Origin of the sequence: Psychrobacter sp. AT9 (genome assembly GCF_047272965.1) — a bacterium.
Classification (GTDB): Bacteria; Pseudomonadota; Gammaproteobacteria; order Pseudomonadales; family Moraxellaceae; genus Psychrobacter; species Psychrobacter glaciei.
Map to the genome: position 1 here is coordinate 1,940,487 of NZ_JBKOTW010000001.1, position 12,676 is coordinate 1,953,162.

The 12,676-nt window shown below is 43.7% G+C and carries 9 protein-coding genes; 5 read left to right on the plus strand and 4 right to left on the minus strand.

What is annotated here, in order from left to right:
• Window positions 1–154: 154 nt before the first annotated feature.
• Window positions 155–691 (plus strand): type II 3-dehydroquinate dehydratase, encoded by a 537-nt coding sequence (gene aroQ / locus ACMFL8_RS08125; protein WP_413190645.1) that lies wholly within the window; start codon window positions 155–157, stop codon window positions 689–691.
• Window positions 692–868: 177 nt separating this feature from the next.
• On the plus strand, window positions 869–2,170 hold the full coding sequence (locus ACMFL8_RS08130; protein ID WP_413190646.1) for an ABC1 kinase family protein: 1,302 nt from the start codon (window positions 869–871) through the stop codon (window positions 2,168–2,170).
• A 28-nt stretch (window positions 2,171–2,198) separates the two neighbouring features.
• Here the strand turns inward: ACMFL8_RS08130 and ACMFL8_RS08135 are convergent, their stop codons facing one another.
• Window positions 2,199–3,029, minus strand: a complete 831-nt coding sequence (locus ACMFL8_RS08135) for an ion transporter (protein ID WP_010198359.1) — start codon at window positions 3,027–3,029, stop codon at window positions 2,199–2,201.
• Between the two features lie 359 nt (window positions 3,030–3,388).
• Between ACMFL8_RS08135 and ACMFL8_RS08140 the strand changes: the two genes are divergently transcribed.
• Window positions 3,389–4,138: a YebC/PmpR family DNA-binding transcriptional regulator gene (locus tag ACMFL8_RS08140; protein WP_194618640.1), complete on the plus strand. Its 750-nt coding sequence runs from the start codon at window positions 3,389–3,391 to the stop codon at window positions 4,136–4,138.
• A 101-nt stretch (window positions 4,139–4,239) separates the two neighbouring features.
• On the opposite strand, the gene ACMFL8_RS08145 is transcribed toward ACMFL8_RS08140, so the two are convergent.
• The 3 genes from ACMFL8_RS08145 to ACMFL8_RS08155 form a co-directional block, all read right to left on the minus strand.
• Window positions 4,240–7,218, minus strand: a complete 2,979-nt coding sequence (locus ACMFL8_RS08145) for a LysM peptidoglycan-binding domain-containing protein (protein ID WP_413190647.1) — start codon at window positions 7,216–7,218, stop codon at window positions 4,240–4,242.
• A gap of 276 nt (window positions 7,219–7,494) precedes the next feature.
• Window positions 7,495–7,989 (minus strand): hypothetical protein, encoded by a 495-nt coding sequence (locus tag ACMFL8_RS08150; RefSeq protein ID WP_189581670.1) that lies wholly within the window; start codon window positions 7,987–7,989, stop codon window positions 7,495–7,497.
• 360 nt (window positions 7,990–8,349) lie between these two features.
• On the minus strand, window positions 8,350–9,636 hold the full coding sequence (locus ACMFL8_RS08155; RefSeq protein ID WP_227676131.1) for a CNNM domain-containing protein: 1,287 nt from the start codon (window positions 9,634–9,636) through the stop codon (window positions 8,350–8,352).
• 581 nt (window positions 9,637–10,217) lie between these two features.
• Here ACMFL8_RS08155 and yajC point away from each other — a divergent pair.
• Together yajC and secD are read left to right on the plus strand one after the other, a co-directional pair.
• Window positions 10,218–10,544, plus strand: coding sequence for a preprotein translocase subunit YajC (yajC, locus tag ACMFL8_RS08160; protein WP_189581667.1), 327 nt, complete (start codon window positions 10,218–10,220; stop codon window positions 10,542–10,544).
• A 253-nt stretch (window positions 10,545–10,797) separates the two neighbouring features.
• Complete coding sequence (secD, locus tag ACMFL8_RS08165) at window positions 10,798–12,675, plus strand: protein translocase subunit SecD (protein ID WP_010198348.1); 1,878 nt, start codon at window positions 10,798–10,800, stop codon at window positions 12,673–12,675.
• The last annotated feature ends 1 nt before the right edge of the window (window position 12,676 follow it).

Consider the following 12,676-nt stretch of genomic DNA (forward strand, 5'->3'; position numbering starts at 1 on the left):
GATTTTTCATGTAATTTTTTTATAACCTTGCTGGCAAGCTGTTATTATAATGAAATAAGGTTGGTTGTATTGCTCAAAATTCTCTCTACCAATTCTTGTTATTTACCAATAATTCGTTAATCATCTATAACCTTCAACATCGATAGAGAGCATTATGACCACCTCTTCTCAATCAGCAGCACCAGTAGATCACGCTGACCAATCAAAGAAAACGACATTAACTCGAAAACTGTTACTGATTAATGGCGTCAATCTTAATTTATTGGGCAAGCGTGAGCCGGAGATTTATGGTCACACGACGCTGGCAGATATTGAGCAGCACTTAATTAAGCGCGCAGAAAATTACGGTGTTGAGCTGATTTGTATACAGTCAAACCACGAAGGTGAGCTGGTGGACAGTATTCAGCATCATGGATTGCTGGCAGACAAGACAAAACAGATAGATGCCATAATAATCAATCCTGCTGCATTTACTCACACCTCAGTTGCACTACGCGATGCGCTATTAGCCACTCAAAAGCCATTTATCGAGGTACATTTATCTAATGTGCACGCCCGTGAGACCTTCCGACAGCATTCTTATTTGAGCGATATTGCAGTCGGTGTTATTTGCGGCTTAGGCCACAGAGGCTACCAAATGGCGTTGGATTATTGGTTAAATAACATGTATGCAATAAACCTGACCGATTGATGTATTATCGTCAATATTTATAGTAAAGTTGGTCACATGTATTATGAAAATTATATAGAAAGAAAAAACTCATTTGCGCAAAACAACTTTATCTTTGGCACATTAGTCAAACAGCAATTACTTACTCAAAATAATAAAATTATGGTTTGGTAAATAAACCCCTACATGGTGATATGAATGGCAAAATCGTCCGGAAAACGCTTTATGAAACTGGCTGGAATGACAGCAAGTATTGCCGGAAAAGCAGCTAAAAACTCATTGAAGCACCTCTCAAGTGACGAAGAGAAACGTCTGCAGGCACGCTCAGAATTGATGCAAGATGTGGGTATTCAAATAGCCGAAACGCTTGGTGAAATGAAAGGCGCGGTGATGAAAGTAGGACAAATTGCCTCGCAATACAAAGACGTGTTTCCGCCTGAAGTTGCGAAAGCGTTAGAAAAGTTGCAAAAAGATGCGCCGCCCATGCCTTATGCGCAGATACGGGCACAAATCGAACGTGAGCTCAAAGCCCCGGTCGCCCAGCTATTTACTATGTTTGAAGAAACACCATTTGCCGCCGCTTCCATTGGACAAGTTCATAGAGCTATTTTACCTTCGGGGCAAAAAGTTGTTGTCAAAGTACAGTATCCTGATGTTGATGAAAACTGTGATAGTGATCTTAAACAAGTTCGTATGGCGCTGAAAATCGCTGGTGTTTTAAATATGAGCAAGCAATTGCAAGAGCAACTCTTTAACGAGATTCGCCAAAGCTTGCACGATGAGTTGGACTATGTCAAAGAAGCCCACAACCTACAGGTCTTCGGTGCTTTTCATACTGATGATGAGGGACTTATTATTCCTAAAGTCATTAATAGCCACTCTACCAGACGGGTTTTAACGTTGACGGAGGAGATGGGAGAAACGCTGGCAGTCGCAGCGACGTGGGACAATGATATCAAACAGAAGATCGCCGAACGACTCTTTCACTTTACCGCGGGTCAACTGTTTGGCTTATACCGCATGCACTGCGATCCCCATCCCGGCAATTTTGCTTTTCGTCATGATGGCAGTGTCGTGGCTTACGACTTTGGCGGTATTCGCAGCTATAGCCATAGTGAGGTTCAATTGTTTCGCCGCTTTGCGCAACATGCCGTCAAAGGCGATGTCACCGCACTTGAGCAAGACTTAATCGCTCTTGACATTCGCCGTGAGGATAACAAAAATGTGCCAGGTGAGTTTTATGAGAAGTGGCTGGCAATTGGTTTGAAGCCACTATCAATTGCACCTTATCAAGAAGGCATTTTTGATTTTAGCAGTAGTCAAGTTCATCATGAAGCGATCAGCCAAATGCGCACATCATTAAAATACTTCGGTCAATTTCAACCTTCAGCTACTACAATGATGCTGGATCGTACCGTATCAGGACAATATTGGAACTTGGTCAATTTGGGTGTCGAGATCGATCTGTCACCGCTGGTTGCTCAATATATAACCAACTAGTTAACCTAATTAGAAAAACGAGTGTGCATTACACGTGCAATGCATGGCCGCAGCGATCACAAAAAGTGGCACTGACTGCATGCCCAAATTTTCCGCAATTCGGACAAGTGATCGGATTAAGTTGTGGGCGCATATTCCGAGCCAGCTCAGAGGTAAAAATACCCGTTGGTACCGCAATGATCGAATAACCCGTAATCATGACCATGCTCGCAATCGCTTGACCTAACGGTGTTTTAGGTGACATGTCACCATAACCGACCGTGGTCATGGTAACGACCGCCCAATAAATAGAAAGCGGAATACTGGTAAAGCCGTTTTCGGGACCTTCTACCACATAAATAATCGATCCAAAAATCGTTACCAATAAAACCAGTGATAAGAAAAACACGGTGATTTTTTGCTGACTGGTTCTAAGTGCAGAGGCCAAGAAGCCCGCTTGTTGCATATAGGCTTTAAGTTTAAGTACGCGAAATATACGCAAAATACGTAAAATACGTATGACCAATAAGTACTGTACGCCCACGAACAATAGACTTAAATAACTGGGTAGAACGGATAATAAATCTACTATCCCAAAAAAACTAAAGGCATAACGAAAACGATTGGGTGCTGAAAACCAGCGTAAAGCATACTCAATGGTAAATAAAATGGTAAAAAACCATTCTGCATAAAAAAACAGCGTACCATATTGCAAACGCATATATAACACACTATCCAGCATCACAACACCAACACTGGTCAAAATCGCTATCAATAATACGACATCGAAAAGCTTACCCATACGGGTATCTGTGCCTTCGACAATGATATGAATGCGGTTACGCAAGTGAGTAATAGCTTCGTTATTTGGTTGCTTCATAGAATCAATAGAGTCACAAGATCAATGGTTTTAAAAAACCGAACGATTTAGGCTAGCAGGAACAAGCTAAGATTGGTCAAAATGCGCAAAAGTGGTTTATAATACGCGACAGCTTATGATTACCAATAGCTATTATCAGGTTTGATAGACAGTTATATAGGTAGCCATAATACAAAGAATAATAGTGTAGCAAAAAAGCACTGCGAACGACATACAAATTGTTAACTTGTAAGTAAGCCAATCACCTTAGAAAAACAGGTCAATCATATAATAAAAATAGCTCGTTAAGTGTCAAAAATCATCATTCATACTCTTTTTATTCACACCATAAATACCACGTAAAAATTTAAGGATGTCATATGGCAGGCCATTCAAAATGGGCAAATATTAAACACCGTAAAGCCCGTCAAGATGCGGTAAAAGGTAAAGTATTTACCAAGATTATTCGTGAAATTGTTTCTGCTGCCAAGCAAGGTGACCCCGACCCTGACAAAAACCCACGCTTGCGCGCCGTTATTGAAAAAGCATTATCAGTCAATATGACCCGCGACACGATCAACCGTGCTGTCGATCGCGGTACGGGCGGCGGTGATAACGAAAACATGGAAGAAGTCAGCTACGAAGGTTATGGCGTTGGCGGTGTGGCGGTGCTGGTCGAAACCATGACTGACAACCTCAACCGTACCGTCAGCGAAGTACGCCACGCGTTTACCAAAAATGAGGGGAATCTTGGCACCTCAGGCTCAGTGGCCTATCTGTTTACTAAGCGCGGTGAAATCACTTTTAATGATACAAGCCTAGAAGACGAAGTGATGTTGGTCGCCCTAGATGCTGGTGCGCTTGATATCGAAAATGATGGCGACAGCTTGCTGGTCATCACCGAATGGGAAACTTTCGGTCAAGTCAAAGATGCACTTAATGCTGCAGGTCTCATCTCTGACAATGCGGAAGTGACCATGTCGCCCTCAACCACTGCTGAGATAGACAATGTGGATGATGCCGAAAAAGTTATGAAAATGATTGATATGCTAGAAGACATCGATGACGTACAAGAAGTTTATAGCAATGTGAATTTCTCTGCTGACGTCATGGCACAACTTGAGCAATAGTTTTATCCCTGAACCATTTATGTTCATTGTCCCATCCTAAAATAGACAAAAAAAAGCTGCTCTTATATAGAGCAGCTTTTTTGGTTAGAGCTTCTTTAAAATCAACGGTTGGGAACGGTCAAACGCTGACCGCGCTGTAGCATGGCGTCGGCTTTTATTTTATTCATATCAGCCAGCTCTTGCGTTGATACGCCATATTTACGAGCCAAACCAATCAAGCTATCTCCTGAACCAACCGTATAGCTGACTGTTACTTTAGGCACTTTGATGGTTTGTCCACGTTGTAGCTGAGCATTGGTCGCAAGATCATTGGTCGCCGCCAAATCTTCGACTGAAACACCAAACTGACGCGCCAGCGCGATTAAACCATCGCCTGATTTCACTTTATAGCTCTCAGTGTCGCCCAGTTTTTTGCCATTACTACTTGCTGTACTAGCCGTAGTACTGGCAGAACTGCTGCTAGTAGAAGTAGCACTACCGCTAGCAGGAATGGTAATGGTGCGACCCAATATCAAATTGGAGTTGGTTTTTAAATTATTGGCTGCTGCCAAATCACCCAAACCGATATTGTAACGTTGAGCGACACCCGTTAAGGTATCTCCTGATTTCACTTTATAACTGACCGACTTATCATTCAACTGACGATCAACCAACTCTTTAGACGCTGGGACTTTAATCGTTTGACCGCGTTGTAGACGTGCCTTAGCATCAAAACTGCTATTGACCGCAGCCAACTCTGCCGCACTGACCCCCACACTATTCGCAATGCCAATCAAGGTATCACCTGATTTTACTTTATAGTTGGTCGTTGATACTGAAGAGCTTGCACGGCTAGTCGAACTACTGGCACTAGTGCTGTTACTAGTAGAATTAAAGTCAACGCTGGCCGGTACTTTCAGTGTCTGACCCACATACAGTGAATCAGTCGTACCAATGTTATTAAGGCTCGCCAAGGTTTCAGTTGAGATGTTAAATTGGCGTGCTAGGGCAATTAGCCCATCACCTGCTTTTACTTTATAGTTTTTGGTCGCAGTCGACGACTTACTTGGTTTAATCGATGGCGCAGCAGGTGTGCTTGCTGGAGCGGTCACCTTACCTGGTATCAACCACAACTTTTGACCTCTAAGTAAGTCAGCACGGCTGCTTAGGTTGTTGTAACTTGCTAACTGTGTCACAGACAAACCAAAGCGGTTAGCCGTACCAATTAGAGTGTCGCCACCTTGTACCACATAACTCTCAGGCTGGCTTGCGACGGTGGCGCTACTGCTGCTTAATGGCTCAATAGTTTTGGCACTATACAAGTATAACGTACTGCCAGACAATAGCTTAGCGCTGGCATCTATTTGATTCCATTCAGCGATATCACGCCAGCTAACATCAGCACGACTGGCGATATTTGATAAAGTATCACCACGTTTTACCGTATAAGTGGTACGTGTGCCTTGCGGTTTTGGCTTACTGACTGATGTCTTTGGAAAACTCAGCTTTTTCTCTTCACCGCGTGCTTCTAGAATAGACTGCTGTGTCTGTACTGCGGAAAGATTGATATTACCATCCGCATTGATGACATTGGTCTCAGCAGTATTGCTTCGAATTTGATTGGCAATAAAGTCGCGCTCTTCTTTGCTTAGCGGTGGCTCTTGGACGATAGTATTGTTTTGGGTGATCTGTGCAGAGGTGGTCGGTAGACTATTGCTACTTTTGAGCTCCGCATTGATTTTTTTGGTTTCTGCCGTGGTCAAAGGCGGCTCAGTACGCACAGCATTGTTGCTATAGACAGAGCTGCTCGTCGGCGTGACTGATGGTGAAATATAACTGGTCGTTTGCTGAGGCACACTGGCACTCGCCGCATAATCCGCAAGCGCACTGCCTGTAGAAGGCAATGACGTTCCCGTATAGGGCTTGCTATTGTAGCTTGGTGTCGTTGGTGCATTAGGGTTCGTGTTGCTGGTAGCGATGACATTGCTACTACCGTTGCCTCTTAACGAGCTTAATTTTGCATCAGTATTGAGACTCACATCATTCGGAATGATAATACGCTGCGGACCTGAGGAATCCACACGGGCTGACGTCAGGGCAGTATTCAGCCTTTCTAGTTCGTCGTAACTGACGCCTGTCACTTGCGATACTTCAGCTAAGCTAACGCCATAGTTCACTGGCACACTACGGAAATGCTGGCGGTTTGCGATAGCGGGCAGATAAACGCCATATTGCTCAGGTTTGGCCACAATTTCAGCCACTGCCAAAAATCGCGGTACATAGTTCATGGTCTCAGTCGGTAATCTGAGTGACCAATAGTCAGTTGGCAAACCGCGAGCTGCGTTAGCATCGATTGCTTTTTGCACACGACCAGGGCCAGCATTGTAAGCGGCTAATGCCAGCTCCCAACTACCAAATTGATTATGTAGAGCTGTCAAAAAGTCATAAGCAGCGCGCGTTGATTCGATGACATCACGGCGGCCATCATAACTACTGCTTTGGTTGAGACCATAAATACGACCCGTACTCGGAATGAACTGCCATAGACCTGCGGCAGCAGCACTACTGGTACCACTTGGATCATAGGAGCTCTCAATCACGGGCAGTAACGCAAGCTCAGTGGGAATATTACGACGCTCAGCTTCTCGTACGGTATGGTATAAATAGCGACTGGCACGCGCCGTTAAGCGATTTAGATAGTCCTGTCTGCTGGTAAACCAACCCTTCTGCCCTTCGATACGCTGATTATAAACAGGCTGACCACCATTCATGCGATAGCCCGCACGTAGGCGATTCCATAAGTCCCCGTATTGTTGAATAGCAAGCTTATTGCCTTCAACCATCGTCATATCGGTCGCTTCTAGCAAATCCGCAAGCTCATCTAAGCTTTCAGCATCCAAAAATGCCGTTGAATAATCAGCATTAGTGCTTGGGTTAGCGACTTGATTGGCAGGACGTTTGGTAACCACAGCTGAGCTGTTGGTCATGCCCTTATTTTTTACCGCTGACGTATTACTACAAGCACTGATAAGTAAAGTCGTTACCGCAAGTGTCAATGGTAAGGCAATAAATGAGCGAGAGTTTGAGAGCACAGTAGACATGGTATTGGAAGTTTCCTAACGACAAGAATTGATAAGATAATATTGATGGCTAGTATAGTATGCAATGTTAAGCAAAGACTAGCCTAATATAAAAGATAATAATCAGCGATTACTCTAGAAGTTACGACGACATGCTAGACGTACATAAAAATTGCACGTTCGAACTGGTAACTAATATAGCTTTGAATAATTATCATCTTTTTTATAGCTCAGCGCTGAACATGCACGCTAAGCCATAACTACTGGTTATAAGCACTAACTATAAGTACTAAATTCTTAATTAATAGCCACTTGTGATACAGCGCGTAGCAGAACTGCATTGCCAGTAGACAACGTCAAAGTCACTCGCGAGGTAGTGACAAACGACACATTGCGACCGTCTTTTACCCAGCTTTCATTGGTCGTAACATTAGCCTTGGCTTGGTTGCCAGTGATGACAACGTTATCTACAGAAATATCGTAACGATAATTGGACGTATCATTCCAACTGTTTTGCAGTAGTTTCAAGTAAGCATCTTTATCTAAGCTGGTAGACTTACCTTTTCTTGATAATGAAATCAGCGCATCGTCAGAGACAAGACCGGCGACTTGATTGATGCTTTTATTATTCGCTGATGACTTCATGGCTGCTGCATAGCTTTGTACCAAATCTTCGGTCATGGTCGCGGCTTGCGCAGTGATGCTTACGGTGCTTGCCACAGCAACCACTGCTGTTGCGCCAGCACTTTTTAGCAATAGAGCCAATAGCCCTTTTCCCCATAGTCGTTTCATGATAATCCTTAACGATACCGTTTTCGTTGTTGTCGTTGGCATTAATTGACGTTTAGCACCTATTTACTATTTAATTATAGACGGCTATGGTCAGTTCAATATAAAAAGATATGATAAATATAACGCCCCGCTGGACGCTAACCTTTTATTAACGCGTTTGCTTAAAACTTTTAACAGCATACTTTGTTAGTGATTTTAGCCTATCACTCAATTCTCACAGCCATGTGACACCCTGTGTAATTATTGCGAATATCATTTTACTATGAACGCCTTACACCTTTATTACCCTACAGCACTGACCATACGTCAACTGCACTGTCATGACTCAGAAGCCCAATGTATGGCGCATCAATGACAACGCTATAACTTACTCTCTGTATTACTGTCTTCATACTGCTCATCATCGCTCAGTTTCATGCCCAAACGCTCTACGCGTCTGTCCATCATTTGCCGTGCTAATGCCTGCATGTCTTCAACGCGGTCTATCTCATCAACAATTTCAAGACCCAATAACGTTTCAAACACGTCCTCTAAGGTGACCAAGCCTTTTACTTCACCGTACTCACCCACGGTAATGGCGATATGAATACGATTTTTTAGCATGAGCTCCAATAAATCAAATAACTTCATCTTTGAAAATACAAAGGTGATGTCGCGTTTAAATTGGGTCAACGGCTTATGCATCGCATGATTGACTTTCGCCAACAACATATCTGTTTTTAAGACAAAACCCGTAATGTTGTCCAAGTCGCCATCATAAATCGGCAATCGTGAAAAAGTCAGTTTAGGACGATCAACCAGCAATTCAGCCACGGTTTTATTTTCTTCAAACGCAAGCATCACCGAGCGCGGCGTCATGATATCTTCGACTTTAATAGCACCAAATGCGAGTAAATTGCGAATAATTCGAGATTCTAGTGGGTCGATTTGCCCAGACTCTTCACCAATACTAGCAAGCGCGGCAAACTCACGACGGCTAAACACATTGGTCTCTTTACCACGTACCAGTAGCTTAGTCAGACGCTCCGAAAACCAAATGACTGGGTAGAGTGCAACAATTATCGTGCGCACAAAGTAAGCAACTAAGCCGCTTAAACGGCGCCAATACATCGTTCCCAAAGTTTTTGGAATAATTTCAGAGAATATCAAAATAGCCAAGGTCATAATTGCCGAAAAGACACCAAACCACGTACTACCAAATACGATGGTGGCCTGTGCACCAGCGCCAATAGATCCGAGTGTATGAGCGGCGGTATTCAAGGTCAAAATAGCTGCTAGCGACTGATCGATATTGTCAACTTTTAGCTGTTTAAGCATTTGGCCTTTTTTGGGATTGTTTTCTTGAATATCTGCAATGTATGAAGGCGTCATGCTCAGCAAAACAGATTCAGCCAGAGAGCAAATAAACGAGATGCCAATAGCGATCAGCACAAACAATATGAGCAGCAGTACACTGGCAGCAGTCGGTTCTGCTAAGCCCTCAGCCGCCCATACCGCTTGTGGCAACATAAAAGTTGTCAGTACAGTTAGCAGAGACAACGACTTGAAGCCCAAGCCTAAGCGAGGGTTATGGCGCATCGTCGGGGGAGGTTCAGCAGAGACGTCTTTACGACAAGCGCGTGGACGACACAAACGAGGTATAAACATAAAAGTGGTGGACAAGTTAGGTAACCTAAACATAAAAGAGAAAAAAGGAATCGAAAAAGATAATCAGCAGACTACATCAGACAGCAAACCATCTATGATAAAAAACTGGATAGTGCTAAATGGTCAAGTAATGCTGCTGTCATACCTTCTATTAGATACAATTATAGCCTAATAGTAGAGCGCACTAAATACAGGCAATCATTGTCTTTTGATAGTAGCACTGATGATGTGAATGCACAATAAGTCGCTATTTGTTTTTAAGCGGATTGTTTTAATGTAACTGGGTGCTCAAAATGGATATTTTTAATAGTATTGTCTTGACCATACTGATCATATTGCATAATTCTGATGTTGTTTAGGCATAGTTTGCATGAACTTAACCCTCAGATATTCCAAGTCAGTCTCCACTCCACAACACCCTATTTTATACACCAAAGAGATTGTAGTGATAAATATTGACTGCTAGTATGCCAGTACGTTAAGAAAAACATCCTCAGCCTATGATTAACAGTTACCAAGTCTAGGATTTTTTGTTACTATGCGTTTAATTTATTATTATCTATGACTCACTGAGAGAGATTATGTTGTTATTTATCCAAGCGGCCCATGCTGCCGAAACTGCCGGTGCTGCATCACTATTTGGTCAAATCTTATTACCTGTTGCTTTTTTTGCAATTTTTTACTTCTTAGTGATCCGTCCTCAATCTAAGCGCACGAAAGAACACCGTGCTATGGTCAATGCGTTGACAGTCGGTAGTGAAATCATCTTTGCTGGTGGACTAATGGGTCGTATCAAAGCATTAGAAGGCGATTATGCAGTCGTTAGCTTAAACAATAATACAGATATCAAAGTACAGCGTGCTTCTGTTATTTCAGTATTGCCAGCTGGCACTATCGAAAGCGTCTAATTATTGTCAATGGCTTTGATAATAATTAATGAATAGTTGTCATAGCTATAAAAGCAACCGCTATAAAAGTGACCGTATCTGATTTACGGTCACTTTTCGCTTTACCTTTTTACGTTTTATTATCATCGCGGATGATCGCAATGGTGCATCATGACGGCTGCTAAATAAGCACTCAACCATTGCTCTCACTAACTTCCCATCTGCTAACTTGTGGCCTGCGTCGCCAATAGTTTATCAACTTAAAGAAGTGATTATGCAATATCCCGCTTGGAAATACTTACTTATTACCGTCGTGCTAATTATTGCCGGTCTGTATGCTGCTCCTAACCTCTATCCTGATGAACCTGCGGTACAGATTACTAGTGCAGCAGCAGGTACGCAGCTGTCTGATGGTATCTTGACCCAGTCTCAAAGCTTACTCGAAGACGCTGGTTTGAACAATCATGACGGCACCTTTGAGGGCAACAGCGCGCTGGTACGTCTTGATAACCCGGTCGATCAGCTCAAAGCACAGGAAGTACTGCGTCAGAACTTGGGCGAGGACTATGTGGTCGCGCTCAACTTAGCGCAGACAACCCCGCAATGGCTACGTGATATCGGTGCTAGACCGATGAAGCTCGGTCTTGATTTACGTGGTGGTGTGCGTTTTGTGCTAGAAGTTGACATGGATAAGGCTCTCGATCAACGCCTGACCAGTGCCAGCCGTGATGTACGCCGTGACCTACGGGCTGAACGTATTGCGATTAAAGGCATCAAAACTGAAAACCAAGGCATCGTGCTACATTTCGCCGATACAGACACCCGTAATCGTGCACAAAATGTCTTGCAAGGCTCGATGAGCAATACTTTTAGTCTACAGTCTTCTATTGATGACCAAGGCCCTGCCCTGATTTTGGTGTACAACGATGCAACGCTAGACGAAATCAATAGCTATGCGGTTAATCAAAACTTAACAACCCTACGCAATCGTATTGCTGAACTTGGCGTCACGGAAGCTTTGGTACAATCACAAGGCGCGAGTCGTATCGTCGTTGAATTACCTGGTGTACAAGATACCGCGGAAGCAAAACGAGTCCTTGGGCGCACAGCGAACCTTGAGTTCCGTATGGTGGCTGAGGACAGTGAAAACTACACGGGTGGCATTCCTCCTGCTGGTACCGAAGCATTCCCGTTTGAGACGCTTGATGGTCCACCGGTATTGCTAGAGCGTCAATCTATCGTCACAGGTGATAAAGTCACTAATGCACAGACGGGTATTGATGAGAGCGGCTCACCTGAAGTAAGTATTACGCTGGATAGTGCTGGCGGTAAGCTGATGCAAAACGCTACACGTACTGCTGTTGGCAAGCAAATGGCCGTCCTATTCATTGAAAATAAGCAAAGAATCACTTACGAAGAAGACCCAGCGACTGGCGAAACGGTCGAAGTACGTACGCCTTATGCTGAAACCAAAGTCATCAATCGCGCCAATATTCAAGCCGTACTAGGCTCGTCTTTCCGCATTACTGGTCTTGATAGTAGTGCAGAAGCAGCAGAACTTGCACTACTCCTACGTTCAGGCGCATTAGCCGCACCGATGTACTTTGTAGAAGAACGCACCATTGGTCCTTCGCTGGGTCAAGAAAATATCGATAAAGGTCTCTTTTCTACGCAAGTTGGTTACTTGTTAGTCTTTGCGTTCATGATTATTTTCTATCGTCTGTTTGGGGTCATTGCCAACGTGGCGCTAGCGATTAACGTCATTATCATCATCGCTATTATGTCAATTTTAGGCTCATCACTGACCCTACCCGGTATTGCCGGTATCGTCTTAACCATTGGTATGGCGGTCGATGCCAACGTGCTGATTTTTGAGCGGATACGTGAGGAGCTGGCAAATGGCGTCCGGCCAAAATCTGCCATTGTGGCAGGTTTTGATCGCGCCTTTAGTAGTATCTTCGATGCCAACATCACTACCTTATTGGTCGCCTTTATCTTATTTGCGATTGGTACAGGTCCGATTAAAGGCTTTGCGATCACCTTAGCGATTGGTATTGTCAGCTCGCTATTTACCGCGATTTTGGTAACGCGTGCGCTGGTACAAATTGCTTACGGTAAACGTAAATCTATCAAACGTCTGAGCATCGGTTAGG